Origin of the sequence: Streptomyces sp. NPDC002795 (genome assembly GCF_042888725.1) — a bacterium.
GTDB lineage: Bacteria > Actinomycetota > Actinomycetes > Streptomycetales > Streptomycetaceae > Streptomyces.
In genome coordinates this window covers 175,379-200,839 of sequence record NZ_JBIAQB010000015.1, presented here as the reverse complement: position 1 = coordinate 200,839, position 25,461 = coordinate 175,379, and the positions used below count along the sequence as shown (strand labels likewise).

At 71.4% G+C, this 25,461-nt stretch carries 20 protein-coding genes, 1 tRNA gene and 1 pseudogene; 13 read left to right on the top strand and 9 right to left on the bottom strand.

What is annotated here, in order from left to right:
* The first annotated feature begins 42 nt into the window (after positions 1 to 42).
* Genes aspT (ACFYWS_RS35870) through ACFYWS_RS35860 form a run of 3 tightly spaced genes read left to right on the top strand, consistent with a single transcriptional unit; the run spans position 43 to position 5,117 of the window.
* Positions 43 to 1,719: an aspartate-alanine antiporter gene (gene aspT / locus ACFYWS_RS35870; protein ID WP_389283451.1), complete on the top strand. Its 1,677-nt coding sequence runs from the start codon at positions 43 to 45 to the stop codon at positions 1,717 to 1,719.
* 16 nt (positions 1,720 to 1,735) lie between these two features.
* Positions 1,736 to 3,439 (top strand): aspartate-alanine antiporter, encoded by a 1,704-nt coding sequence (gene aspT, locus ACFYWS_RS35865; protein ID WP_389283449.1) that lies wholly within the window; start codon positions 1,736 to 1,738, stop codon positions 3,437 to 3,439.
* 28 nt (positions 3,440 to 3,467) lie between these two features.
* A complete protein-coding gene (locus ACFYWS_RS35860; RefSeq protein ID WP_389283448.1) occupies positions 3,468 to 5,117 on the top strand; it encodes a bifunctional aspartate transaminase/aspartate 4-decarboxylase in 1,650 nt (549 codons plus the stop codon).
* A 96-nt stretch (positions 5,118 to 5,213) separates the two neighbouring features.
* On the opposite strand, the pseudogene ACFYWS_RS35855 reads toward ACFYWS_RS35860, so the two are convergent.
* From ACFYWS_RS35855 to ACFYWS_RS35845, 3 genes and pseudogenes are all read right to left on the bottom strand, one after another.
* A pseudogene (locus ACFYWS_RS35855) lies at positions 5,214 to 6,113 on the bottom strand (chitinase); the annotation flags it as partial.
* 231 nt (positions 6,114 to 6,344) lie between these two features.
* A complete protein-coding gene (locus tag ACFYWS_RS35850) occupies positions 6,345 to 7,742 on the bottom strand; it encodes a sensor histidine kinase (RefSeq protein WP_389283446.1) in 1,398 nt (465 codons plus the stop codon).
* Entirely contained in the window at positions 7,739 to 8,428 is a 690-nt protein-coding gene (locus ACFYWS_RS35845; RefSeq protein ID WP_389283444.1) for a response regulator transcription factor, read from the bottom strand. Before ACFYWS_RS35845 ends, ACFYWS_RS35850 begins: the two co-directional genes overlap by 4 nt.
* A gap of 100 nt (positions 8,429 to 8,528) precedes the next feature.
* On the opposite strand from ACFYWS_RS35845, the gene ACFYWS_RS35840 reads away from it, so the two are divergent.
* Entirely contained in the window at positions 8,529 to 9,071 is a 543-nt protein-coding gene (locus tag ACFYWS_RS35840; RefSeq protein ID WP_389283442.1) for a hypothetical protein, read from the top strand.
* Positions 9,072 to 9,191: 120 nt separating this feature from the next.
* On the opposite strand, the gene ACFYWS_RS35835 is transcribed toward ACFYWS_RS35840, so the two are convergent.
* Together ACFYWS_RS35835 and ACFYWS_RS35830 are read right to left on the bottom strand one after the other, a co-directional pair.
* Positions 9,192 to 10,064, bottom strand: a complete 873-nt coding sequence (locus ACFYWS_RS35835; RefSeq protein WP_389283440.1) for a spermidine synthase — start codon at positions 10,062 to 10,064, stop codon at positions 9,192 to 9,194.
* Positions 10,065 to 10,131: 67 nt separating this feature from the next.
* Positions 10,132 to 10,536 (bottom strand): hypothetical protein, encoded by a 405-nt coding sequence (locus tag ACFYWS_RS35830; protein WP_389283470.1) that lies wholly within the window; start codon positions 10,534 to 10,536, stop codon positions 10,132 to 10,134.
* 339 nt (positions 10,537 to 10,875) lie between these two features.
* Between ACFYWS_RS35830 and ACFYWS_RS35825 the strand changes: the two genes are divergently transcribed.
* Complete coding sequence (locus ACFYWS_RS35825; protein WP_389283438.1) at positions 10,876 to 12,258, top strand: tetratricopeptide repeat protein; 1,383 nt, start codon at positions 10,876 to 10,878, stop codon at positions 12,256 to 12,258.
* Between the two features lie 142 nt (positions 12,259 to 12,400).
* Here ACFYWS_RS35825 and ACFYWS_RS35820 read toward each other — a convergent pair whose 3' ends face one another.
* Entirely contained in the window at positions 12,401 to 13,009 is a 609-nt protein-coding gene (locus tag ACFYWS_RS35820) for a histidine phosphatase family protein (RefSeq protein ID WP_389283436.1), read from the bottom strand.
* 241 nt (positions 13,010 to 13,250) lie between these two features.
* On the opposite strand from ACFYWS_RS35820, the gene ACFYWS_RS35815 reads away from it, so the two are divergent.
* From ACFYWS_RS35815 to ACFYWS_RS35785, 7 genes are all read left to right on the top strand, one after another.
* Positions 13,251 to 14,180, top strand: coding sequence for a phosphatase PAP2 family protein (locus ACFYWS_RS35815; protein WP_389283434.1), 930 nt, complete (start codon positions 13,251 to 13,253; stop codon positions 14,178 to 14,180).
* Positions 14,104 to 15,261, top strand: coding sequence for a hypothetical protein (locus ACFYWS_RS35810; protein WP_389283432.1), 1,158 nt, complete (start codon positions 14,104 to 14,106; stop codon positions 15,259 to 15,261). The genes ACFYWS_RS35815 and ACFYWS_RS35810 overlap by 77 nt, the downstream gene beginning before the upstream one ends.
* A 46-nt stretch (positions 15,262 to 15,307) precedes the next feature.
* Positions 15,308 to 16,894, top strand: a complete 1,587-nt coding sequence (locus ACFYWS_RS35805) for a hypothetical protein (RefSeq protein ID WP_389283431.1) — start codon at positions 15,308 to 15,310, stop codon at positions 16,892 to 16,894.
* Complete coding sequence (locus ACFYWS_RS35800) at positions 16,891 to 18,282, top strand: AAA domain-containing protein (protein ID WP_389283430.1); 1,392 nt, start codon at positions 16,891 to 16,893, stop codon at positions 18,280 to 18,282. The genes ACFYWS_RS35805 and ACFYWS_RS35800 overlap by 4 nt, the downstream gene beginning before the upstream one ends.
* 138 nt (positions 18,283 to 18,420) lie before the next feature.
* The gene (locus tag ACFYWS_RS35795) at positions 18,421 to 18,771 is read left to right on the top strand and encodes a hypothetical protein (protein ID WP_389283428.1); all 351 of its coding nucleotides are present in this window, start codon (positions 18,421 to 18,423) and stop codon (positions 18,769 to 18,771) included.
* 147 nt (positions 18,772 to 18,918) lie between these two features.
* Complete coding sequence (locus ACFYWS_RS35790) at positions 18,919 to 19,560, top strand: bifunctional DNA primase/polymerase (protein ID WP_389283427.1); 642 nt, start codon at positions 18,919 to 18,921, stop codon at positions 19,558 to 19,560.
* Positions 19,551 to 19,624: transfer RNA gene (locus ACFYWS_RS35785), tRNA-Lys, on the top strand. Before ACFYWS_RS35790 ends, ACFYWS_RS35785 begins: the two co-directional genes overlap by 10 nt.
* Before the next feature lie 338 nt (positions 19,625 to 19,962).
* On the opposite strand, the gene ACFYWS_RS35780 is transcribed toward ACFYWS_RS35785, so the two are convergent.
* Complete coding sequence (locus tag ACFYWS_RS35780; protein ID WP_389283425.1) at positions 19,963 to 21,252, bottom strand: M6 family metalloprotease domain-containing protein; 1,290 nt, start codon at positions 21,250 to 21,252, stop codon at positions 19,963 to 19,965.
* 306 nt (positions 21,253 to 21,558) lie between these two features.
* Here ACFYWS_RS35780 and ACFYWS_RS35775 point away from each other — a divergent pair, with 306 nt between their 5' ends.
* Positions 21,559 to 23,496: a putative bifunctional diguanylate cyclase/phosphodiesterase gene (locus ACFYWS_RS35775; protein ID WP_389283424.1), complete on the top strand. Its 1,938-nt coding sequence runs from the start codon at positions 21,559 to 21,561 to the stop codon at positions 23,494 to 23,496.
* A gap of 28 nt (positions 23,497 to 23,524) precedes the next feature.
* On the opposite strand, the gene ACFYWS_RS35770 is transcribed toward ACFYWS_RS35775, so the two are convergent.
* Both ACFYWS_RS35770 and ACFYWS_RS35765 read right to left on the bottom strand, forming a co-directional pair.
* Positions 23,525 to 24,604: an LLM class flavin-dependent oxidoreductase gene (locus tag ACFYWS_RS35770; RefSeq protein ID WP_389283422.1), complete on the bottom strand. Its 1,080-nt coding sequence runs from the start codon at positions 24,602 to 24,604 to the stop codon at positions 23,525 to 23,527.
* 124 nt (positions 24,605 to 24,728) lie between these two features.
* A complete protein-coding gene (locus ACFYWS_RS35765; RefSeq protein WP_389283421.1) occupies positions 24,729 to 25,460 on the bottom strand; it encodes a decarboxylase in 732 nt (243 codons plus the stop codon).
* Position 25,461 lies beyond the last annotated feature (1 nt).

Sequence of the window (25,461 nt, the reverse complement as noted above, 5' to 3'; positions counted from 1 at the left end):
CATATGCCCGATACCTTCCAATACGAGCGGTCCTGAAGCGCCATGGGTGTGCTCAAGGACCATCCGGAACTCGTCCTGTTCGTGAGCCTCGCGCTCGGCTACCTCGTGGGGAAGCTGCGCGTGGGGCCGCTGACGCTGGGCGGCATCTGCGGGACGCTGATCGTCTCGCTGCTGCTCGGGGCCTGGACCAAGGCCCATGTCTCCGACGACGTGAAGACCGTGTTCTTCGCGCTGTTCATCTTCGCGCTCGGCTATATGGCCGGGCCGCAGTTCTTCCGCAACCTCAACAAGAAGAGCCTGCGCTTCTTCGTGCTGTGCGGCATCGAGCTGGTCTGTGTCATCGGCATCGCGCTCGGCCTGGCGAGCTGGTTCGACCTGGACGTCGGCACGGCCTCCGGCATCCTGGCGGGCGCCGCCACCGAGTCCGCCGTGGTCGGCACCGCCACCGAGTCCATCGGCAAGCTCAGCAACCTGACCGCCGCCCAGATCACCGAGTACCAGGGCAACGTGGCCACCGCGTACACGGTCTGCTACCTCTTCGGCCTGATCACGATCGTGCTCTACACGAGCCAGATCATGCCGATGATGATGCGCATCAATCTGCGCGACGCCGCCCGCGAGCTGTGGGAGCGCACGCGCAGCCGCGGCAGCCTGGAGGCGGACGAGCGCCCCGCCCTGCCGGGCATGGTGGGCCGCACGTATCTGGTGACCACCGCTGACGGCCGTACGGTCGACGATCTGCGGTCCTCGCTCGGCGAGCGCGTCACCGTCGAGGCGGTCAAGCGCGGCAGCAAGGTCCTCGACGTCGCGCCCGGGCTTGAGCTCACCCTCTCCGACCTGGTGCTCCTGGTCGGCCGCCGGGCGAACGTGATCGAGGCGGGCCGGCTCATCGGACCGGAGACGCCGGGTGTGCCGGGCCTCGACTCGCCGCTGGCCTCCCGCGAGGTGTCGGTCACCGACAAGGCGCTGGACGGGAAGACCGTCGACGAAGCGCAGCAGGCCTTCCCCGAGTTCTACCGGGACGGCGTCTACGTCACCGACATCACCCGCGGCGACCAGGACATGCCCGCCACCGGGGACACGGTGCTGCACCGCGGTGACGTGCTGACCCTGGTGGGCGCCCGCTCGGGCCTGAACAAGCTGGTCGCGCGGATCGGCTCGGTCGTCAAGAACGACGCCACCGACTTCATCTACCTGGGGCTCGGCATCGCGGCCGGTTCGCTGCTCGGGCAGGTCGTGGTCAAGTTCGGCGACATCCCGATGTCGCTCGGCACCGGCGGCGGCTGCCTGATCTCCGGGCTGCTCTTCGGCTGGTTCCGCTCGCGCTCGCAGACCTTCGGCGCGTTCCCTCCGCAGGCCGCCTCGACGATCAAGGACATGGGGCTCGCGGTCTTCATCGCCTGCACGGGCCTCGTCTCCGGACCGCAGGCCTGGCCCCTGATCAAGGAGTACGGGGCGCTGCTCCCGTTCGCCGGGATCGCGATGGTGCTGATCCCCGCGACGATCTCACTGATCGTCGGCCGCAAGCTGCTCAAGATCGAGAAACCGCTCCTGATCGGCGCCATCGCGGGACAGCAGTGCTCGACCCCCGCGATCACCGCGGTCACCCAGGTGGCGCAGTCATCGGTGCCGATGCTCGGCTACACGATCACGTACGCCCTCTCCAACTTCCTGCTCCCGCTGACCGGCCCCGTGCTCGTCGGCATCCTCGGCAACTGAGAGGACGGCCCACGGCGTGATCGACTTCCTCAACCGGAACATCTTCCAGCCCTACCCGGAACTCCTGGTCTTCCTCACGGTCGCCTTCGGCTTCCTGCTCGGGAAGGTCCGCTACAAGGCCATCGCGCTGGGCGCCGTCACCGGCTGCCTCATCGCGGGCCTGCTGCTCGGCGCCTGGACCGGGGTCGAGATCAACGGCACGGTGAAGAGCCTGTTCTTCATCATGTTCCTGTTCGCCCTCGGCTACAAGGTCGGACCGCAGTTCTTCCGCGGCCTCAAGACGGACGGCCTGCCGCAGGTGCTCAACGCCGTCGTGGTCTGCGTCTCCGGCCTGCTGATCTGCTGGGTCTTCGCCGCGATGCTCGGCTACGGTCCCGGGCTCTCGGCCGGACTGCTCGGCGGCGCGCTCACCCAGTCCGCCGTCATCGGTGTCGCGCAGGACGCCATCGGCACCCTGCCGGGCCTGTCCTCCGGGGAGGCGAAGCACGAGGCGAACCTCGTCGCCATCGGCTACGCGGTGACGTATCCGCTCGGCACCATCCTGTGCGCGATGCTGCTCGCCAACGTCCTGCCGAGGCTCTACAAGAAGGACCTCGCCGCCGAATCGGCGCAGATGGCAAGGGAGTTGGACGCCCCCGACAACGACCCCGACCTCGCCGAGGGCTACTACGAGGTCGTGCTGCGCGCGTACACCATCGAGCGCCCCGACATCGTCGGCCGCACCATCGAGGACTTCGAGAACCAGCAGAAGGAGCTCGGACACCGCATCTACCTCACCCGCGTGCGCCGCGACGGGAAGATCCTCGACCACACCCAGCAGACGGTGCTGCGCGAGGGCGACGTCGTGGCGGTGAGCGCGCTGCGCGGCTCGCTCGTCGACTACGACGCCCGCACCCACATCGGCATGGAGACCGACGACGTCGAGCTGCTCGGCTACGAGACGGAGACGCTGCACGTCGTGGCGTCCGAGAAGGCCCAACTGGGCAGGACCATCGCCGATGTGCGGCGTGAGCCGTTCATGGTCGGTGTCTACATCGACAAGATCTACCGGTCCGGCGCCGAGTTCCCCTACCGCCTCTCGTCGAAGGTCGAGCGCGGCGACACGCTCGTCCTCACCGGGCCCAAGCGGCTCGTCGACCCGGCGGGCGCGGCCCTCGGCAAGCCGGTGCCGACCTCGTTCGCCACGGACATGATCTGGGTGGGGCTCGGCATCTTCCTCGGCGGCTGCATCGGCATCCCCGCACTGACCGTCTCCGGCGTCCCGATCTCGCTGTCCACGTCGGGCGGCGCGCTCATCATGGGCCTGGTCTTCGGCTACATCCGCGGGAAGTACCCGACGTACGGCAATGTGCCGCCCGGCGCCCAGTGGTTCATGGACACGCTCGGCCTGTGCATGTTCGTCGCCATCGTCGGCATCAACGCGGGACCGAGCTTCACCTCGGGGCTCTCCGACGCCGGCTGGGGCCTGCTGGTCTTCGGCGCGGTCGCCACCGTCGTCCCGCTGATCATCGGCTTCCTGTTCGGCCACTACGTGCAGAAGATCCGCTTCCCGATCCTGATGGGCGTACTCGCGGGCGGCCAGACGACCACCGCGGCGATCGGCGCGATCAACGAGTCCTCCCGCTCCCAGGTGCCGACCCTCGGCTACACGATCCCGTACGCGGTCGGCAACGTGCTCCTCACCATCTGGGGCGCCGTGATCGTCCTCCTCCAGCACTGAGCCACCGCACCGCACTTAAGGACCCCACATGACCAAGACGACGTTCACGCGCGAAGAGATCCAGTCGTACGCCCAGCTCTCCCCCTTCGAGCTGAAGAACATCTTCATCGACCTCGCCGAGCAGGCACAGGCCGACCAGCCCGGCCAGAAGGAGAAGTCCAGCCGCCAGATGCTCAACGCGGGCCGCGGCAACCCCAATTGGATCGCCACAGGACCCCGCGAGGCGTTCTACGCGCTCGGCTACTTCGCCCTGGAGGAGTCGCGGCGCGTGTGGCACGGCGACAATCTCGGCGGCATGCCGGAGAAGCAGGGCGCGTACGAGCGCTTCGACACGTTCGTACGCCAGCACCCGTCCCTGCCCGGCATCGAACTCCTCGCACAGTGCGTACAGCATGGCATCCAGCGCTTCGGCTTCGACAAGGACGAGTGGGTGCACGAGCTGACGGACGGCATCACGGGCGACAACTACCCGATGCCCGACCGGATGCTGACCTGCGGCGAGCAGGTGGTGCGCGGCTATCTCGCGGACGAGATGTTCGACAAGAAGACCCCGGCGGGCAATCTCTCGGTCTTCGCGACCGAGGGCGGCACGGCGGCCATGTGCTACATCTTCGACTCCCTCATGAAGAACGGGCTGCTCAAGAAGGGCGACAAGATCGCCCTCATGGTGCCGGTGTTCACGCCGTACATCGAGATCGCCGAGCTGCCCACCTACGACTTCGACGTCACGTACGTCTCGGCCAGCAAGTTCGCCGAGACGGGCGTGCGCGAGTGGCGGTACCCGGAGGAGGAGGTCGCCAAGCTGGAGGACCCGGAGATCAAGCTGGTCTGCCTGGTGAACCCCTCGAACCCGCCCTCCCTCGCGCTGAGTTCGCGTGTCGCGAACCAGATCAAGGAGATCGTCGCGAAGAAGAACCCGAACCTGCTGCTCGTCACCGACGACGTGTACGGCACGTTCGTGGACGGCTTCCGCTCGATCGCCGCCGACCTGCCGCGCAACACCCTGCTCGTCTACTCGTACTCGAAGCACTACGGGTGCACGGGCTGGCGGCTCGGCGTGATCGGGCTGCACGACGACAACATCATCGACGAGCGGATCGCGCAGCTCCCGCAGGAGGAGAAGGACCGGCTCAACAAGCGGTACGGCTCGCTGACGCTGGAGCCGGAGAAGATCAAGTTCATCGACCGGCTCGTCGCGGACTCCCGGCAGGTGGCGCTCAACCACACCGCGGGCCTGTCGCTGCCGCAGCAGGTGATGATGACGCTCTTCTCCCTGTTCGACATGCTGGAGGAGGGCCAGGCGTACAAGGAGAAGATCCGCTCCATCGTCCACCAGCGCCTCGGCCTGCTCCTCGAAGGCGCCCAGATGAAGATCCACGAGGATCCCTACCGGGCGGCCTACTACATCGAGCTGGACCTCCTGGCCGAGGCCGAGCGCGTCCACGGCACGTCGTTCGCCCAGTTCCTGGAGAAGAACTACGAGCCGGTCGACGCCCTGTTCCGGCTCGCCCAGCAGACGGGCGTGGTCCTCCTCAACGGCGGCGGCTTCGAGGGCCCCGAGTGGTCGGTCCGCGTCTCGCTCGCCAACCTCGACGACCTGGACTACCTGAAGATCGGCCACCATCTGCGCGGCATCTTCGACGACTACGCGGAGGAATGGCGGGCCTCGCAGGCGTAGCGCGGCACCGTGACACCACGAAGGCCCCGGCCGGATGGGGGGTGAGCCGGCCGGGGCCTTCGCTTGCGTGGGGGCTCAAGTGGGGGCCCGTTTGGGCTAGTTGAACTTCGCGAACGCCTTCTGGAACGCGTCCGCCTCCTGCTCGATCGAACTGCACGTCGGCTGCGCCGAGTCGGAGGCCCCGCCCTCGCAGGCCTTGTCGCGGGTCGCCGACCACATGGACAGGCCGCCGAGGCCCTTCTCCTTCGCGAAGGCGACGAGCTGCGTGGCGTCCTCGACCTTGAAGACCTCGGACACGACGTCGTTGACGCCGATCATCGGAGTGATCGCCACGGCCTTCCAGGCGTCCGCGTCCGACAGGCCGAGCGCCGACTTCACCTGCGCCTGCGTGGCGGTGGCCGCCTGCTCGGCGTAGTCGCCCATGTCGCCGCTGTAGGACGCCCCGTAGTCCATCGCCATGATGTTGACGAGGTCGGGCGAAGCGCCGTTGTCCTTGGCGTTCTTGAGGAAGTTCACACCGTCCTGGGTGAGCCCCTCGGGCATCACCGGCAGCGTCACGGAGACGTTCAGGTCGGGATTGTCCTTCTGCAGCGTCGCGATCGCCTCGGCGCGCTTCGTGTTGCTCGCCGTGTCGGGCAGCGCGCCGCCCTCGATGTCGAAGTCGACCTTCGTGAGGTCGAACTGGTCGATGACCTTCTGGTACGCCGCGGCGAGCTCGCCCGCCGAGGAGCAGGCCTGCGCCAGCTCGGTGCCGCTCGCGCCGCCGAAGGAGACGCGCACGTCGCCGCCCGCCGACCTCAAGTCGCCGATCTGCGCCGCGACTTCGTCGCTGCCGACGTCGGTGACGCCGCCCCACTTCGGCGCGCAGTCGCCGCCGGAGGTGATGAAGGCGAGGTTGAACTCCTTGACGCCGGTGGCCTTGGAGGAGCCGACCAGGTCGAACGTCGGGGTCAGCGAGGTGTCGACGTACGGAGCGAAGGTTGCGCCCGCGTCCGTCACTTCGGCGGACGCGCCGGAGGCGAAGAGGAACGCGCCGCCGCCCACGAGCGCGGCGGCCACGACACCGCCCACCGCCTTCTTCCTGCCGCTGATCCTGCGCCGGTGCATGCTGCTGCTCATCGCGTGCCTGCCTTAGGTCTACGTGGGGGGTTGGTGCGGCAGACGCTAGCGATCCGCAACCAGGCAATTCGGGCAACGGGACAGGGCGTTGAGGATCTTAGGGTTGGCTTAAGTGAGAGATCGGGACCGGTTAAAGGTCGAGACCAATCCTTTGCGTTCCCGGCCGCGCCGCCCGTGTCCGCGACGCCCCGCGACAGGCCGGTACCCCTCCAGCTGAAGCCAGATCCGCACCTCGGTGCCGCCGAGCACGGACGAGCCGATACGCACGTCGCCGCCGGTGGACTCGGCGACCCTGCGCGCGATGTCCAGGCCGAGCCCGGTCGAGCCGACCTCGACGCCCTCCGTGCCGCGGGCCAGCGCGGCCTCCGGGTCGGCGATCCCGGCGCCCGCGTCGGAGACGAGCACGATCACGGCACCGTCGGCCCGGTGCACGTCGACCGCGAACGCCGTGCCCTCCGGGGTGTGCCGGAACACGTTGCCGAGCAGTGCGTCGAGCGCGGCCGCCAGCTCGCCGCGGGCGACCGGTATGCGCACGGGACGGTCGACGCCGGCGACCCGCACCTTGCGCCCCTCGTCCTCGGCGAGCGCCGACCAGAAGTCCATGCGCTCGCGGATCACCTCGGCGGCGTCACAGCCGGCCCCGGGCCCCGCCGCCGCGGTCTGCGGCTTGGCGTCCCTGGCCGTCCGGATGATGGTGTCGACCTCGTGCTCCAGCTGCTCCACGGCTGCCCGGGTCTGCTCGGCAGCGGCACCGTCCCCGAGCGAGGCGGCGTTGAGCCGGAGCACGGTCAGCGGAGTACGCAGCCGGTGCGACAGATCGGCCGCCAACTCCCGCTCATTGGCGAGCAGTTGCACCACCTGATCGGCCATGGAATTGAACGCCACGGCGGCCAGCCGCAGCTCGGTCGGGCCGTCCTCGGGCACCCGCGCCCCGAGTTTCCCGTCCCCCAAATCGTGCGCGGCACCCACGAGCCGCTGCGCCGGCTGCACCATCCGCCCGCCGAGCCGGTCCGCGACCGCCACGGACCCGATGATCAACGCGATGCCGACACCACCGAGCACGACCCACGCGGTCGTCACGCCATTGGTGACCTCGGCCTCGGGCACGTACACCTCGACGACGGCGATCTTGCCGGTGCTCACCGCGATGGGCTGCAACCACACCGAGCCGCCCGGCACATCCACGACCGTTGCCTGCCGGATGTCGAGCCGGTCCTGCCCGACCCGCTGCTCGCCGAGCCGGATCTCCTCGTGCCCGCCGCCGGCCGGAACGTACACCGACATCCGGTCCTCGCCGCCGGTCTGCGCGGTGGCGAGGGCTCGGTCGAGCTGGTCGCGGTCGGTGGTGATGGAGAGGGTGGGGCCGATGGCGGCGGCGGTCCGCTCGGCGTTGGAGAAGGCCCGGTCCCGCGCCATCTCCTTGATCACGAGGCCGAGCGGGACGGCGAAGGCGACCACGACCATCGTCGTGACGGCGAGGCACACCTTCACCAGCGCCCACCTCATGCCGGCGGCTCCAGCTTCACGCCGACGCCGCGCAGGGTGTGCAGATACCGCGGCCGTGCGGCAGTCTCCCCCAACTTCCTCCGCAGCCAAGACAAATGCACATCAATGGTCTGATCGTCCCCATACGACTGCTGCCACACCTCGGCGAGCAGTTCCTTGCGCGCGACGACCACGCCGGGCCGCCCGGCGAGGAAGGTCAGCAGATCGAACTCGCGCCGCGTCAGATCCAGCGTCGCCCCGTCCAGCTCGGCCTGCCGCCGCAACGGGTCGATGGCGAGCCCGCCGACCCGGATCACCCGCGAGGGCGGCTCGGCGCCCTTGCTCCCCCGCGAGCGGCGCAGCACGGCGGCCATCCGGGCGGACAGGTGCTCGGGCGAGAACGGCTTCGTCAAATAGTCATCAGCACCGTCATTGAGCAGCCGCACGATCTCGGCCTCGTCGTCCCGCGCCGTGGCGATGATCACGGGTACGTCGGTGATCCCGCGCAGCATCTTCAACGCCTCGGCCCCGTCGAGATCGGGCAGACCGAGGTCCAGGATCACCACGTCGAACCGGAGATGGGCGACCTCGCGCAGCGCCTCCAGAGCCGTGCCGACGCTGCGCACGGCGTGCGCGGCGTCGGTCAGGTGCCGGATGAGGGCCGAGCGTACGAACTGGTCGTCCTCGACCACGAGCACACTTGCCATGGGACGGCACCGTACGCCATCCGGCGGTTTCCGGGCTTCTCCCGGGTGACTGTGGTCCTCGCGGGACAGCCGGGGCGGGTGTGGTGCAGTATGGCCCGCGATGCACGAGACACCCCCGCCTCCGAAACACCCCGGCCGTAGGCGGCTCACCCACGGCGTCGCGTGGGTGCTCGCCACCGGGGCCTCGGTGACGCTGTCGTGGTGGGGCGTGCACACGGTGATGACGGGCACGGTGTACGACCCGCCGCAGGCGCTGCCCGTCGCGGCGACGCAGGACGAGCCGGAGGCGGAGCCGCCGGTGTCGTCGTCGACGCGCCGTCCGGAGCCGTCGGCTTCGCCGAGCCGTACGTCGCCGCCCGCTTCGAGGTCCGCGTCCCCCTCGCCCCGCCCTCGCACGACGTCCCCCGCGCCGCCGTCCACCGGCTCCGTCAAGAATTACGCGACGGCGGGCGGCCGCGCCGTCTTCGACCTCCAGAAGACCTCGGCGACCCTCGTCTCCGCGACACCCGCCGCGGGCTGGTCGGTCCAGGTGTGGAAACAGCCGACGTGGATCCGCGTCGAATTCACATCGGGCGAGAAAAAGGTCTCAGCGTTCTGCACGTGGCACGACCACGCCCCAACAGTCGAAATCGCAAACTACTGAGCCCTCTCAAGCCCCTGCGGCGATTGAGCAGCGGGGTCCGGGACGGAGCCCCGATCTTTCCAGCCCCGCCGGCGATTGAGGCGCGGGGTCCGGGGCGGAGCCCCGAGGCGTGGGCAACGACTAGCGAAACACCGATGGCGGCGGCAGCGGAGACGCCTTCGCCGAAGCATCGCCGACCGCCCCCACCCCACCCGTGAAGTCCACAAGCTCCTTGCCGTGCTCAACCCGCCCCGGATGCGAATCCCCCGCCGCCCGCCGCGTCAGCTCAGCCACGGGCAACACCCCCGCGGAAGCGACCAGCACCGCGTTCCCGAACCGCTTGCCCCGCAGCACCGTCGGATCGGCGACGAGCGCGAGCTCGGGGAAGACGGCCGCGGCGGTGGCGATCTGACCGCGCAGATACGCGAGCGGCGGCCCGTCCGCGATATTGGCGACGTACGTCCCCGTGGGCCGCAGCACACGCCGCACCTCGGTCAGGAACTCCGTACTGGTGAGATGCGCGGGCGTACGCGCCCCGCTGAACACGTCGGCCACCAGCACATCGGCCCAGTCGTCGGGCAGCTTGGCGAGCGCCTCACGGGCGTCCGCGGTCCGCACCCGGATCCGCTGCGCCGGATCCAACGGCAGCGTGCCGCGCACGAGTTGGACCAGCGCCCCGTCCCGCTCCACGACCTGCTGCGTGGAACGGGGCCGGGTGGCGGCGACGTAGCGGGCCAGTGTGAACGCCCCGCCGCCGAGGTGCACGGCCTGCACGGGGCGCCCCCGCTCGGCGGCCAGATCGATGACGTGGCCGATGCGGCGCTGGTACTCGAAGGAGAGGTGGCCCGGGTCGTCGAGATCCACGTAGGACTGCGGCGCACCGTCCACGAGCAACGTCCAGCCGCCCGGCCGGTCCCGGTCGGGCACCAACTCAGCAAGCCCCCCGTCAACCTCCTCGACGACGGCCTCCCGCCCCCCGCGCCCGCGCTCCTGCTTCCCTCGTGACCTTGCCATTCCCCCATTATCGACGGGCCCACCGCACCGGGGCCACTCCGAAACCCAACCCCCGGCACGCACAGGCTCAACGGCAGTTGTCCGCCGCCTCGATCATGCGTGCCGCCTCGTCGAGTGCGGCGCGCAGCACCGTGGGGTCGGTGACCAGGTCCGTGGGCTGTTCCGCGGGGTCCGGTGGGAGCAGCCAGCCCGTGCCGTCGGCCGGTGGGTCGGGGCGCGCGCCGATCGTGAGGCCGCGGCCCTGCGTGTGCGTGCAGTCGCTGCCGGGGAGGTCCCAGCCGTCGGCGGTGCCGGGCGGGACGAGGAAGCCGAGGGTGTCGCCGCCACCGTCGTGCAGCACCGGGCCAACCGTTTCCGTACAGCCGCGGCGCAGGATGTCGACCGCTTCGAGGCCCTGCCGGGATGGCACCGTGACCAGGTCGCATTCGCCGGGCGGCGACACGCTGCACTCCTCGCTCGGCCGATGCCGCACCGTCGTGGGAGTCGTGGGAAGTGACACCGTGGTCTTGACCGCGTCCAACACGTCGGCCCCTCCTCGCTCGTGGGGTTTCGCCGCATGGTTCAACGCGCACGTGCCGTCAACAGCTACGGCGGCACGCCGCCGCAAAGGATGGCAGTTCATGGCGGATCGTGGTTGAGATATCCGGTTTGTAGCCAAACTCAGCGTGTCGCGGTCGTGACAGCCGGTACCTTCGAGCCTCGCCGGAACAAGGAAGTTGCGGCAGCCCTCCCTCGCGCTCGCGCTCGCGGGACCCCGGGCGCTCGGCAACTTCCCTGCCGTCCGGCACGGTTCGCACGGGAGGACCCGCTCATGACGTCGTCGCCGATCACCTCGGACATCTCGACGCCGCAGTCTCCACGACCGAACCTCGCTTTCCGGGAGCTGCGTGGTCAGCGCTCGCCGGGCGAGTTCGCGGCCGCGGTGCGGCGCGCGGCCCGGGAGATCGGCGAGCGGGTCAGCTGCGACGCGCGCTACATCGGACGCGTGGAGGCCGGCGAGATCCGCTGCCCCAACTACGCGTACGAGCGGGTGTTCCTGCACATGTTCCCGGGCCGGACCCTCGCGGACCTGGGGTTCGCGCCCCGCACTGCGGTACGTGGCCGGGGTGCGCGCCCCGCCGCCACCGTCGGCGCGCAGTACACGCGCCACGCAGAGCACGCAGAGAACAAGGAGAGCGACGTGCGACGTCGCGCATTCATGACCGGCATGACCGGTTCGACGGCCACCGTGGCCGTCGCCACCCTGGCCCCTTTCGGCATCCCCACGCCTCCCGCGGACCTCGACCGGCACCCGGCGCGGGCCGGGATCGGCGCCGTGGAGGAGGCGATCCGGCGGATCCGGCTGCTCGACGACCGGCACGGCGCCGACGGCCTGTACCGGCGGGCCTCGGCCCCACTGCGTACCGCCTTCGAACTGCTCGACGCGGGCGCGGGCCGGCGCGATGTCATCGAGCGCCTCCAGGCCGGGGCGGGCGAACTGGCCATCTCCGTCGGCTGGTTGGCCCATGACTCGGGCCGCTTCGACGACGCGCGCTCGCACTACGCGGAGGCGCTCGCGACGTCGCGGATGGCGGGCGACGAGGCGCTGGAGGCGCACGCGTTCTGCAACACGGCGTTCCTGGCGCGCGACGCGGGGCGTCCCCGCGAGGCGGTACGCGCCGCCCAGGCGGCCACCCGCGTGGCGTCCCGCCTCGGCTCCCCCCGCCTGCTCTCCCTGCTCGCCCTACGAGAGGCGGGCGGCTGGGCGGGGTTGGGCGACCAGTCCTCCTGCGAACGCTCCCTCGCCCGCGCTCAGGCGCTGTTCGCGCGGGGGGCGTCGGACGCGGATCCGGAGTGGATGTCGTTCTACGGAGAGGCCGAGCTGGAGGGCCTTGAGGCGCAGTGCTGGTCGGCGCTGGGCGGCTGGGACCGCGCGTCCCTGCACGCGCGGCGCGCGGTGGCCCTCCAGGACCCGCACTTCACCCGCAACATGGCCTTGTACACCGCCGAGTTGGCCGACGACCTGGCGCGCGCGGGCCACCCCGCGGAATCGGCCTCCGCCGGCCTGCGCACGCTCAACCTCCTCCAGGACGTCCGCTCGTCCCGCATCGAGGGCATGCTGGCCACGACGGCCCGGGTGCTCCTCCCCCACCGCCGCTCGTCGGGCGTCTCCGCGTTCCTGGACACCCACGCGATGTCGCGCCGCTCGGCGTAACCGACCCGCCTGCCCGCCTTGGGCAATCTGCCGCCTTGGGCGGCAGGGTGGGCAAGGCGGCCCCCGACGCCGCGCGACGATGAGGGCAGGCGCCGACCCCGGTACGGCTCAAGGACCCCGGTGCCGGTCAGCAGCGACGGGTTCAGCCCGCCGCCAGGTGACCCGTGTCGTTCCACGACTCCAGCGCCGGCTCTCCGTACGCCCATCCCAGTACGGACAGCGACGTCGGGTTCAGCCGGATCCGCGCGGCGAAATCCAGCGGGAAGCCGAGCCAGCGCGCCCCGATCGAGCGCAGGATGTGGCCGTGGGCGAAGACCAGGACGTCGCGGTCGGCGGAGCGCGCCCACTCCACGACCTCGTCGGCCCGCGCCGTGACCTCGGCGAGCGACTCCCCCTCGGGCACCCCGTCCCGCCAGATGAACCAGCCGGGCCGCACGTCCTGGATCTGCGCCGGTGTCAGCCCCTCGTACGCGCCGTAGTCCCACTCCATGAGCGCGTCCCACGTGCTCGCCCGCTCCCCGAATCCGGCGAGCTCGCAGGTCTCGCTCGCGCGCACCAGGGGGGACGTGCGCACCTCGACCCCGTCGAGCCCGAGCTGTTTGTCGAAGGGTGCGCGGCCGAGCCGCTCACCGAGCAGTTTCGCGCCGCGCCTGCCCTCCTCCAGGAGTGGAATGTCCGTCCTCCCGGTGTGCCGTCCGGACAGCGACCATTCGGTCTGTCCGTGCCGGGCCAACAGGATGCGCGGTGCCATGAGCAGGCCTCTTTCGAAACTACAAGCAACTACAAGGGTTCAAGGGTGAACATAGGGCGAGCGGGAAGGATCGCCCCGTCCATCATCGCGCAACCCACAGGGAGGCCGCCCAACGGGCAACCCGCAGTGTGATCGCTGCGTCTAGGAGGGTCAGGGGTCACCCATGCAGAGGCCCATATACACCGTAAAGCGAGGCCGTGGCCAGAGGCCGCCGCACGAACGAAGAGGGGGAGCGGCCCGCATGTCGCAGACCGACGAGGCACCGCGCACGGAAGCGACACCCGGCGCCGGGCTCCGCTGGTGGACGGAACTGCCGCTGGTCCTCCTGGTGTACGGCGCGTACTCGGCGGGCCGCCTGCTCGCCGGCGGCAACGTCGGGCAGGCCGTCGACCACGGTCTCGCGATCCTCCGGGCCGAGCAGGCCGTGCACCTGAACCTGGAACACCCGCTGAACCGTCTCTTCACCCGCGAACCGTGGATCGGCATACCCGCCGACTTCTGGTACGCCTCGCTCCACTACCTGGTCACGCCGATCGTCCTGGTCTGGCTGTTCCGACGCCGCGCCGAGATCTACCGGACGGCCCGCACGTGGCTGATGACCTCGACGATGATCGGCCTCGTCGGCTTCGTCCTGCTGCCGACCAGCCCGCCCCGGCTGCTCGCCGCGCACCACGGCTTCATCGACACGATGGCCTACTACAGCTCGTACGGCTGGTGGGGCGGCGCGGCCAGCGCCCCCAAGGGCATGGGCGGCCTGACCAACCAGTACGCGGCGATGCCCAGCCTGCACGTCGGCTGGGCGCTGTGGTGCGGTGTCCTGTTGTGGCGGCACGCCCGCTCCCCGTACGTGAAGGCGGCGGCCGTCGCGTACCCGCTGTTCACCACGGTCATCGTGATGGGCACGGCCAACCACTACTTCTTCGACGCGCTCGCCGGGGCCGCCATCATGGCCGCGGGCCTGCTCCTGACGAAGCCGGTGCGGATCGTCGCGGCGCTCCTGAAGGACCGCGCGCAAGGCGTGCTCGCGGGGGCCGTGGCCTCCCCTTCCGCCACGCACACCCCGATTGTCAGTGGAGAGTGCCAGACTTCCCAGGGTGAGCGAATTCCCCGACAGCGCAAGGAAGCCGCGCAGCAGGACAGCGACGACGGGGCTGCGGCACCGGCTCGCTGAGCTGCGCGGCCCCGACCATCCGCCGCGTCCGCTGGACGCCCGGGCCCTCGCCGCGCTCGCGGCGAATCCGGGCTGCCGAAGGCGGGCACTCCTGGACGGCGCGGGGGTCGACAAGGCGCGCATAGCGGATGCGTTGGGCTCACCGTCGGCGTTCGGCCAGTCCCAGTTCGCCCTCGCCCGCGGCAATGTGTTCGAGGCACGCGTCAAGTCGGACGGCGGCGCGGACCTGCTGGGGCTCGTCCACGCGCGCGTGGACGGCACCGCGCCCGAGCCGACCCCCGATCTCGTACGGGCCCCGGATCTCTCCGCGATCGGCCCCGAGGGTCGTACGGCGCGCACCGCGCTCGCCCTGCGGGAGGCCGTCGAGTCGCCGGGGACCTGGACGTTCCTCGACCACCCGATGCTGGCGCTCGACGTGGCGGGCAGCCCGGCGTTCCTGGAGCCGGACGCGGTGGTCGTGCACCCGGACGGCAGCTGGACGGTCGTCGAGATCAAGTCCTTCCCGATGATCGACGGTGCGGCGGACGCGTCGAAGGTGGGGGCGGCGGCCCGGCAGGCGGCGGTGTACGTGCTGGCCCTGGAGGAGGTGGCGGCCCGGATGCCGGACGCGGGGGTGCGGGTCCGCGACCGGATCGTCCTCGTCTGCCCCAAGGACTTCTCGAACCTGCCGGCGGCGTCGGCGGTCGACGTACGTAAGCAACGCTCGGTGACGCGCCGCCAGTTGGCGCGCCTGACCCGCGTGGAGGACATCGCGGCGGCGCTCCCGCCGGGCACGGTCTTCGACCCGGAGCTGCCCGCCGCCGAGCTGACGGCCGCGGTCGAGTCGGTCCCCGCGACGTACGCGCCCGAGTGCCTGGCCGCGTGCGAACTGGCCTTCCACTGCCGTGACCACGCGCGCGGGGAGGGCGCGGTGACCGCACTCGGCCGCCCCCTGCGCGCCGAACTCGGCTCGCTGACGACGGTCGACGAGGTGCTCGCCGCGGCTCACGGCGAGGCGGGAGACCCGGCGGACCCGACGGTGGCGGCGCTGCGCCGGGCTGCGACGCTGAGGCAAGAAGCGCTCGGGGGTGCCCGATGCTGACCCGGAACACGCGGCGCGGCGGCGCGGAATCCAAGGAGAAGCGCCGGTGAGCCTGATCAACCACCTGGCCCGGCTGGAGGCCACGAGCACGGGCCGCGCCCAGCCCACGGCCACCGTCCGGCACCGCCACCTGTCCCAGCAGCCCCTGGTGGTCGTGCCGCTCACGACGGCCGGCGAGACCGGCGCCCCGCTCGGCGCGCTCGTCGGCACCGAGCGCACGTCACCGCGCCTCCTGGTCGTCCCGCAGCCCCGCGACCGCGACCTCCGCTTCGCGTTCCTGACGCAACTGGCCGACGAGGTACTGCCGTACATCGACACGTACGCCACCGAGATCGAGGCCGCCGAGCGCAGCGAGGTCGACCCGGAGACCGGCAAGAAGGTCAAGGTCGAGGTCGAACTGTGCGCGGACGCCCCGCAGTTGATCGTGCCGGGCCGCGCGGGCATCGAGTTCGTCCGCCTCCTCGGCCGCTCCATGCGCTTTCGCCGCACCGCGGAGCAGGACCCGGAGACGCCCTACCCCGCGCCGCCGCACGTCCCGCTCCTCGGCCGCTGGCTCACGCACTTCGGGGAGCGCGCGCGGGTCCCCGGCTCCGCCCTGCTCCTCGCGATGACGGACCTGCTGTCGCGGCACTGGGCGACGGGCCAGTCGAGCCTGGAGGACCAGCACTTGGGCGCGCTGCTCGCCTGGATCGAGGCACCGGAGGGCACGTCCGGCGCCGAGGCCGCGCTCAGCGCCGAGCTGGACCGCGACAGGCACGGCCAGCTGCTCTGCCCGCCGGCGGGCCCCGCCACGGACCCCGCCTTCGACAACAAGCTGCTGGCGCCCGCGATCGAGCGCTACGACAGGGCCCGTACGCGCCACGCGGCCGCGGAGGACGCGATCGAGGCCGACGGCCGGCTCGCCGAACTGACCGCCGCCGAGCGGGATATCCACGCCCTGGTCGAGTCCCGCACGCGGCCCACGTGGGACGCGGTGTGGCGCGGCCTCGACCAGCTGTGCACGCTGCCAGAGGGCGCGTACGCGGCGGAGCGCTGGACCCGCGACCGCTGGTCGTTCACCGGGCACCGCGACCGGGTCCTCGCGGGCGAACCCCCGCAGCCGCGCCGCGACGACGCGGTGACGGCGGCGAACAAGCTGGCGACGCGCGAGCGCGAGCAGGCCCGCCTGGACGCGCAGGAGGCGCTGGACGACCCGCTGGTGATGGCGGGCCGCCGCCTCTCCGGCGAGGCGTTCGCCGGCGAGGTGACCGAGGTGGTGGCGGCGTACAACGACAAGAAGCGGCCCCGCCCGCTCGTCACGCTCCGCACGGAGGACAGGCCGCGCCTCGGCGTGGGCGTGAAGGTGTACCGCACGCTCGAAGGCAAGCCGCAGACGGCCGAGTTCGTGGAGTACGAGGAGGGTGACACCTCCGCGGTCGTGCTGCGGATCCTGGACAAGATGGGCCGCGGCAAGGAGCCCGCCGAAGGCTCGCTGCCGGAGAAGGGCGAGCGGGTGTGCTGGACGCTGTTCGAGCACGAGCAGCGCGGCGGCCCCAAGCTGCCGGAGCCGGAGGAGACACCGTGGACGCACGGCGGCCCGCCGGGTACGGACGCGGAGACACCCGACACCGTGACTTCGGAGGACGTGCTGTGACCACGACGACCACGACGACCACGGCCCTCAGCCCGTCCGACGCGGCCGGGCAGGCCACCGCCGCCATCCTCCGCGACACCCTGCACGGCACGGCGCGCGGCATCGTCGTCGACTCGCCGCCCGGTGCCGGAAAGTCGACCCTCGTGGTGCGAGCGGCGCTCGAACTCGCGGAAGCGGGCCGCCCGTTGATGATCGTGGCGCAGACGAACGCGCAGGTCGACGACCTGGTGCTCCGCCTCCATGCGAAGAACCCGGAGCTCGTCGTCGGCCGGCTACACAGCAGCGACCCGGACGCGTACGAGAAGGCGCTCGACGACCTGCCGACCGTCCGCCTGTCGACGAAGGTCGGCGATCTGGCCCCACTGCCGATCGTCGTCTCGACGGCCGCGAAGTGGGCGCACGTCAAGGACGTCACCCCGTGGCCGCACGCGATCGTCGACGAGGCGTACCAGATGCGCTCCGACTCCCTGCTGGCCGTCGCGGGGCTGTTCGAGCGGGCGCTGTTCGTGGGCGATCCGGGGCAGTTGGACCCGTTCTCGATCGTCGGGGCGGAACAGTGGGCGGGCCTGTCCTACGACCCGTCGGCCTCGGCGGTGTCGACGCTGCTCGCCCACAACCCGCAGCTGCCGCAGCACCGGCTCCCGGTCTCCTGGCGCCTCCCGGCCTCGGCGGCGCCCCTGGTCTCCGACGCGTTCTACCCGTACACACGGTTCCGCAGCGGCACGGAGGAGGGCGACCGGGAGCTGGAGTTCAAGCTGGCGTCGGACGGCTCGGGCCCGGACCAGGTCATCGACGAGGCCGCGGCCTCCGGCTGGGGCCTGCTCGAACTGCCCGCCGCGCACACGCCACGTACGGACCCGGAGGCGGTACGGGCCGTGGCCCTGGTCGTACGGCGGCTGCTCGACCGGGAGGGCGTCACGCGCTCCGAGTCCGGCGAGGGCGCGCTGACGGCCGAGCGGATCTGCGTCGGCACCGCGCACCGTGACCAGGCGGCGGCGGTACGGGCGGCGCTGGCCGAGCTGGATGTGCACGACGTCACCGTGGACACGGCGAACCGGTTGCAGGGCCGGGAGTTCGACGTGACGGTCGTCCTGCACCCGCTGTCCGGCCGCCCGGACGCGACGGCGTTCCACTTGGAGACGGGCCGGCTCTGCGTCCTCACGTCGCGGCACCGGCACGCGTGCGTGGTGGTGTGCCGGGCCGGAGTCGCGGACCTCCTGGACGAACACCCGTCGGCGGATCCGGTGCAACTCGGAGTGACGGTGAAATTCCCGGACGGCTGGGAGGCGAACCACTCGGTACTGGCCCGCTTGGCGGAACACCGGATCCAGCAGGGCTCTTCAAGCCCCTGCGGCGGACTGGGCTCTTCAAGCCCCTGCGGCGATTGAGCAGCGGGGTCCGGGGCGGAGCCCCGATCTTTTGAGCCCGTCCCCGGCCGGAGCCCAACGCCCACTTGCGGGCCGACGGACAATGGAAGGTGGCCCGACACGGAACCGCGGGCCACCCCGGCAACAGGAGGCCACACCATGGCGGAGCCCAACCGCACCCACCAGCCCCGGCTGCGACCCGCCCCGCTGATCTTCGAACCCGCTGAGGCGTCCGCCGACCCGGAGCACTTCTTCGACCTGGAGTCCATCGAGGACCCCCGCGAGCTGCTCACCCGCGCCACGGAGCTGACGCACGCGTTCCGCTCCGCGGCGGACCGGTCCATGGAGTTCCAGGCCGTCGCCGCGGCCCAGCTCGCCGACCCGGGCCGCTTCGACCGGCTCACCACGGCGGACATCGCGGAGCGCGCGGACTGGACCGAGGACTACGCGAAGAAGATGGTCGAGTTCGGCCGCGATCTGCTGCGCGGGGCCAGGGATCGGACGACGTAACGAGGGCCGTCGCCGGGGTCGCGCTACGGGACCGTAATGATCATTTGGCATATGCCAGTGGGCAAGATACTCCACCCCGCCCAGTCCTGTCCCGATTTTCCGCAACCCGCGGCAATCGCCCCCTCACCCCCTGTAGATGTATGAGGCATGAGCACCGCGACGCCTCCGTACTCCCCCCACGCCCCGTCGGCTACGGCCCCTGGCGCGCACGACCACTTCGACATCTGCGACGTCACCCCGGAGGGCGCCGCCTGGCTCGCCTCCGCCGGGGCGTACCCCCGTTCCACGCTCGCCCACTGGGAGGCGCGGCCCACGGCCCCCGTCGTCCTCCCCTGCGGATCCGTCTTCGACGTGGTGAACGTGCCCGCGATCTTCGGCCGGCGGATGTTAGACCGCCTCTGGTCCGAGGGGCCCGGTTCGGGACCCGTCGCCACGCACCGGGGCCGCATGCTCCTGTTCACCGCGCCGGGCACGGCCCAGCGTCTGCCGTCCCTCCTCCACTGGGAGGAGTGGGGCCCCGCGGTGCCACCACTGCTCTACCACGGCGCCGGCGACGCGGTCACGGGACCGGCCCCCACGACCCACGCCGCGCTCCGGCCCGACCAGCGCCAGGAGTCCCGCTGGGTGGTCGCCCCCGACACCCGTCACCCCTGGCTGCCGGGGCCCGAGGTCATGCGCTGGGCATGCGTCCGGGCCGCCCGCGCGAGTGCGCAGGCCACGGTACGCATTTCGATTTTTCCTGCCCCCGATCCTGATGCTAATGTCTACGACGTCAACCGGCGCCATTAGCTCAGTTGGTTAGAGCAGCGGACTCTTAATCCGCGTGTCCGGGGTTCGAGTCCCTGATGGCGCACAGACCGAAGGCCCTCGCTACGGCGAGGGCCTTCGTCGTTGTCTTTCAAGCCCCTGCGGCGATTGAGCAGCGGGGTCCGGGGTTCGAGTCCCTGACCCTGATGGCGCACGTTGTCGGTGGCGGCCTTGTATTCGCGGAAAGCGCGAATCGGGCCGCCGTCGTCGTTTCTGCGCGGCTTCGCCGCGCGCCGTGGGGGCTTCGCCACCCACACCCCCCATCGGGGAGCCGGGGCCGGCCGCGCCCCGCGGAGCACGGGTGGGCAAATCCAGCCCCTGCGGCGATTGAGCAGCGGGGTCCGGGGCGGAGCCCCGAGGCCGTGACGCCGGTGCCGGTGAGGATCACCCCGCCGTCGTCACCTTCACCGTCCACGACCCCGACGCCGTCCGGTCCTCCGTCTCGACGCGGATGCCGTCGCCCGGCACCGTGAAGGTCTCCCCCACCCCCACCGGCGCGTCGGCCAGCGGCGGGTAGACGGATTCGCCGTAGCAGGCCTCCGTACGGGGGTGGGCGTCGAGGACCTCCATGGGGCCGCCCCCGGACGAGGAATCGCTGCGTACGCGGTAGACGAGGACACCCCGGCTACAGGTCGCGGCGTCATTGCCGGACCCGCCCCGCGCCTCCAGGGCGATCGCGCTGTCGACGCCGGTACGGATGACCGCGAGCTTGGTCCCACCACCCGTACCGAACGGCGCGCCCGCCCCTCGCGGCGCCGTACTCAGCGGCTCCAGGGTCAGCCGGGTCTCACCGCTCCGCTTCACACACGTCACCTGCCGCTGGTCCAGCCACCCCAGCTTCCACTTGTGCCAGCCGAACAGGTCCGGCGAGAGGCCGAACTGGCTGCCCATGACGTCCCAGTCGCCGACGTACGTGTCCCAATCACCCTTGCCGTCGGTGGGCCGGTGGTAGAGGTCGGGCAGGTCGAAGACGTGACCGGTCTCGTGCGCGAGCACATTGCGGTCCGGCGGATGCCGCTCGAAGACCGTCACGATGCGGCGGATGTCCGTGCCGTCCGCCCGCATCGGCCGGTCGAAGTTCACGACCTTCGTCGCGTCGGAGTCGACGCCGGGCGCGTCCGGGTCGGCGACGAAGTAGACGACGTCGTACTTGCTGAAGTCCGTGTGCGGATCCGCCGCCTTCAGCGCGTCCCGCAGATACGCGCTGCGGTGCTCGGCGTCCCAGTCGCGCTGTATGGCGTACTCGGTCGAGGCGTGCGGCATCTGGGTCCACCGCCGCTGCGGATGCGGGGCCAGGGAGAACTTTCCGTACGAGGCCCGGTGGAAGAAGCGGCTGGTGGACGGGAAGTAGTCGGAGGCCAGCTCGTCGGGCGTGGCCAGGGGCCGCGAGTCGGGGAACGAGAGGAAGACCATCACGGCGTTGAGGGTCTTCTTGGGCTTCGGGTACGCCGGATTCCAGGTGTCCAGGCCCTCGGAGTGATGCGCCGGAGTGCGCTCCAGCGCACAGGGCCCCGCGAACGGAACGGCCGCGGCCGGTCCCGCGACGAGCCCCATCGCGGCCACGGCGGCGAAGGCGGTGAGTGCCGCCGCGAGGGCGCGCGGGCGTGGCGTGTCCACTCCCCCGAGTGGCTGCGGACGCGGCAAGTCGACCTCCGGGACGGGAATGCGGGACACCCAACCCAGAGTGTTGGTGTTTGATATGAATTGCCCTGTTTATCTGGCCCGGATGAGTGAGCGGGCGACACTCCGGCCGATCACGGAACGTCACAGTCGATCGCCCGCGGTCGGGCCGCGACAGAAGGCCGGGCAGCGGCGAGCAGAAACGATCTACCGGGGCGCGGTCCCGCGACCCGGAACCCGCGGACACCGGGATCCAGGCTGGATAGGCCGTCCGACCTGCCTCTATGATCGGCACACTTTCGAGCCGGGACCCGGCCGCAGCAGACCACGCAACCAACCGACGCACCACGGGAGCGAGCGGTGAGCGCACAGCCCGAAGGGCCCACGACCGCGCGCCGGGTGGACCCGCCCGGCCTACGCCACGATCCCCTCGCGGGGATCCCGGGGCTCACGGAGAGCTCGAAGATCACGGAGAGTGAGGGCCTGCGGTCGGCTCCGCGGCCCTCGCCCGCCCAGTCCCTCTACCGGCCGGCGTTCGCGACGTCGCCGCTGGCCATGGCGGTCGTCGACCGCGAGGGCGTGATCGTCGGCGCCAACGACGCGGCGCGCGCGCTGCTGTGCGGGAACGACACCGGGGACTACACAGGGGACTGCACCGGGGATGACAGTGGCGGGGACGACAGCGGCGATGGCGCCGGTGAGAACGCCGGGCAGCTCGCCGGCCGCGCCGTCGACGAACTGCTCGACCTGCACTCGGACCCGCGCACCGCGGACTCCTACCAGGAGATCCTGCGCGGGCGTCAGGCCCGGCTCAGCCGCACCCGCCGCCTCAAGCACCCCTCGGGCCACTCGATGTGGCTGCGCGTCACGGTGTCACCGCTCCCGGACGCGGAGGCCGTGCTGCTCTCGCTCAGCGACATCACCGCGCACCGCGGACTCCAGGACCGGCTGCACCACTTGGAGCTGCACGATCCGCTGACCCGGCTGCCCAATCGCGCCCTGTTCTTCGAACGCGTCTGCGCCGCCCTGGAGTCGGGCACGCACGAGAGCACGGGCGCGACCGGGCGCGTGGGGCTCTGCCTGCTCGACCTCGACGGGTTCAAGGCGGTCAACGACTCCCTCGGGCATCCCGTCGGCGACCGGCTGCTCGTCGCCGTCGCCGAGCGGCTCACGCACTGCGCGGACCGCGCGCAGAGCGCCACGGGTGCCCCGCTGGTGGCCCGGCTCGGCGGCGACGAGTTCGCGCTGCTCGTCGAGGACTCCACCGGTACGGAGCAGGTCGCCGAGCTCGCGCGGACGGTGCTCGACACGCTGCGGGAGCCCTTCGACCTGGCCGGCCGGCAGGTGTCGGTCTCCGCCTCGATCGGCGTGGTCGAGCGGCAGGTCGCGGGCACCAGTACGACGGCCCTGATGCAGGCGGCCGACACCACGCTGTACTGGGCGAAGGCGGACGGCAAGGCCCGCTGGACCTTCTTCGACCCGGAGCGCAACGCCCACCGGGTGACCCGCCAGGCCCTGTCGTCCAGTCTGCGGCCCGCGGTCGACCGGGGTGAATTCACCCTGGAGTACCAGCCGTTGGTGGAGATGGCGGACGGTGCGCTGCGCGGGGTCGAGGCGCTGGTGCGCTGGCGGCACCCGCAGTTCGGCCTGCTGACGCCGAATCGGTTCATCGCACTGGCCGAAGAGGACGGCTCCATCGTGGAGTTGGGGCGGTGGGTGCTGCGGACGGCCTGCGCGCAGGCGCGACGCTGGCAGGTGGAGTACCCCGATGCGCCGCCGGTGTTCATGAGCGTCAATGTGGCGGTGCGTCAGATGTGGGACTCGGACCTGGTGGCGGACGTCGCGCGGATCCTCGCCGAGACGGGACTCCCGCCGGAACTCCTCCAGTTGGAGCTGATCGAGTCCGCCGTGATGGGCTCGACCGGGCGGCCGTTGCAGGCGCTGCGCGCGCTGAGCGACATGGGTGTGCGCATCGCCATCGACGACTTCGGCACCGGGTACTCCAACCTCGCGTACCTCAGCCGGCTGCCGGTGTCGGTGCTCAAGCTCGACGGGGCGTTCGTGCGGGGGTTCCAGGGGGACGGGTCCACGCCCGCGGAGCCGGCGGACGCGATGATCGTCGAGGCGCTCGTGCAGTTGGCGCACCGGCTCGGGCTGACCGTGACCGCCGAGTGCGTGGAGACGGCGGAGCAGGCGGAGCGGCTGCGCCGGCTCGGGTGCGACACCGGGCAGGGCTGGCTCTACTCGCGGCCGGTGGCGGCGGATCGTATCTCTGGGCTCCTCGCGGAGCGCGAGTGATCCGCCGCCGTCACGCGGCCAGGGACCTTCAGGCGGTCGGCAACCCGTAGGCGTCGGCGATGAGTTCGTAGGAACGCAGTCGTACGTCTCCGTCGTGGGCGTTGGCCGTGAGCATCAACTCGTCGGCGCCCGTGCGCTTTTGCAGCTCGTCGAGGCCCGAGCGGACCTCGTCGGGGCTGCCGTGAATGACGTTGGAGTTCCAGGACTGGACGAAGTCCCGCTCCATCTCGCTGAACTGGTACGCCTCCGCCTCCTCGGGCGTCGGCACGAGGCCGGGGCGGCCGGTGCGCAGTCGCACCATGTTGAGGGAGGCGGCGAGGGTCTGTCGGCGGGCCTCGGTGCCGTCGTCGTCCGTCGCGAGGGCCGAGACGCCGATGAGGGCGTAGGGCTCGGAGAGAAGCTCGGACGGGCGGAAGTTCTCGCGGTACAGGTCGAGCGCCGGGAGGGTGTTCTGCGCCGAGAAGTGGTGCGCGAAGGCGAACGGCAGGCCGAGGGTCGCGGCGAGCCGGGCGCTGAAGCCGGAGGAGCCGAGGAGCCAGACCGGCGGGCGGTTCGGGTCCTGTACGCCGCCGGGGGACGTGGCCTGGACCGGGCCCGGGACGGCGTGGATACGGGAGTACGGGTGGCCGTCGGGGAAGTCGTCGTCGAGGAAGCGGGTGAGCTCGACGAGCTGCTGCGGGAAGTCGTCGGCGCCTTCGTTCAGGCGGTCCGAGCGGCGCAGCGCGGCGGCGGTCGCGCCGTCGGTGCCGGGGGCGCGGCCGAGGCCGAGGTCGACGCGGCCCGGGGCCATCGCCTCCAGCGTGCCGAACTGTTCCGCGATCACCAGCGGGGCGTGGTTCGGGAGCATGACGCCGCCGGAGCCGAGGCGGATGCGGTCCGTGTGGGCGGCCAGGTGGGCCAGGATCACGGCGGGGCTGCTGGAGGCGACGCCCGGCATCGAGTGGTGCTCGGCGACCCAGTAGCGGTGGTAGCCGCGGGCCTCGGCGAGGCGGGCGATCTCGACGCCGGTGCGGAGGGCCTGGGTGGCGGTGCGACCCGCTCCCACGGTGACCAGGTCCAGGACGGAGAGGGGGGTGGGGGCGGTGCCCTGGGCTGCGCCGCGGATCACGGGTCCTCCTGCGAATACGTACGTTACGGCTGACTGGCTTGACCCCGGAGTAACGGAGGCCCACTCCGCTTTATTCCCGAACCGTGGCAAGGCGGGTGGGCAATTTCAAGCCGGCCGCCACCCGTCAGACCTGCACCAACGGCTGCTTCGTGAAGAGCGCGCCCAGGGCCGGCGCGTTGACCCGGCGGTCCACAAGGCGCAGCGCCTCCCAGACCGTGACCTGGTTGGCCGTGAGGACCGGTTTGCCGAGGTCGGCCTCCAGGTCGCGGACGTACGCCGCCGTGTGCAGCGCCGTGTCCGGCAGGAGCACCGCTTCCGCGTCGGGATGGTCGCCGGCGCGGGCCATGGCGCGCACCTCGTCCCAGCCCCACGTCCCCACCTCGGCCGCCGTGATGATCCCGCTGCCCCGGACGGACAGGACCTCCACCCCGGCCGCCTTGAGGAACGCGGCGAAGTGGTCCGCGACGTCCTCCGGATAGGTCGCGGCGACCGCCACCCGCCGCGCCCGCACCTCCGGCAGCGCGTGCGCGAAGGCGAAGGACGTACTGGAGGCGGGCAGGCCGGCCGCCATCGCGAGGCCGCGGACCTGCTCGTGCGCGCCGTCCCAGCCGCGGACGAAGCTCCCGGACGTGCACGCCCAGACCACCGCCTCCGCGCCGGACAGCCGCAGCTCCTCGACGCCCGCGGCGAGGCGGTCCGGCGCGCCCATCTCCAGCAGCGCGTCGACACGGTGCGCGTCCTCCCCGATGTCGGTGTGGACGACGGGCAGCCGCACATCGCTGTCGATCAGCATCTCGATGCGGGGGTAGTCGTCCTCCGCGGAGTGTCCGGGGTAGAGGAATCCCAGTGACGTCATG

What these genes read in the sequence shown, in the direction of transcription:
- ACFYWS_RS35845 (WP_389283444.1), bottom strand. Translation starts at nt 8,428, where the DNA reads ATGGCAAGTGTGCTCGTGGTCGAGGACGACCAGTTCGTACGCTCGGCC.
- ACFYWS_RS35815 (WP_389283434.1), top strand. Translation starts at nt 13,251, where the DNA reads ATGTCGCAGACCGACGAGGCACCGCGCACGGAAGCGACACCCGGCGCC.
- ACFYWS_RS35820 (WP_389283436.1), bottom strand. Translation starts at nt 13,009, where the DNA reads ATGGCACCGCGCATCCTGTTGGCCCGGCACGGACAGACCGAATGGTCG.
- ACFYWS_RS35790 (WP_389283427.1), top strand. Translation starts at nt 18,919, where the DNA reads ATGAGCACCGCGACGCCTCCGTACTCCCCCCACGCCCCGTCGGCTACG.
- ACFYWS_RS35835 (WP_389283440.1), bottom strand. Translation starts at nt 10,064, where the DNA reads ATGGCAAGGTCACGAGGGAAGCAGGAGCGCGGGCGCGGGGGGCGGGAG.
- ACFYWS_RS35765 (WP_389283421.1), bottom strand. Translation starts at nt 25,460, where the DNA reads ATGACGTCACTGGGATTCCTCTACCCCGGACACTCCGCGGAGGACGAC.
- ACFYWS_RS35850 (WP_389283446.1), bottom strand. Translation starts at nt 7,742, where the DNA reads ATGAGGTGGGCGCTGGTGAAGGTGTGCCTCGCCGTCACGACGATGGTC.
- ACFYWS_RS35860 (WP_389283448.1), top strand. Translation starts at nt 3,468, where the DNA reads ATGACCAAGACGACGTTCACGCGCGAAGAGATCCAGTCGTACGCCCAG.
- ACFYWS_RS35840 (WP_389283442.1), top strand. Translation starts at nt 8,529, where the DNA reads ATGCACGAGACACCCCCGCCTCCGAAACACCCCGGCCGTAGGCGGCTC.
- aspT (WP_389283451.1), top strand. Translation starts at nt 43, where the DNA reads ATGGGTGTGCTCAAGGACCATCCGGAACTCGTCCTGTTCGTGAGCCTC.
- ACFYWS_RS35825 (WP_389283438.1), top strand. Translation starts at nt 10,876, where the DNA reads ATGACGTCGTCGCCGATCACCTCGGACATCTCGACGCCGCAGTCTCCA.
- ACFYWS_RS35795 (WP_389283428.1), top strand. Translation starts at nt 18,421, where the DNA reads ATGGCGGAGCCCAACCGCACCCACCAGCCCCGGCTGCGACCCGCCCCG.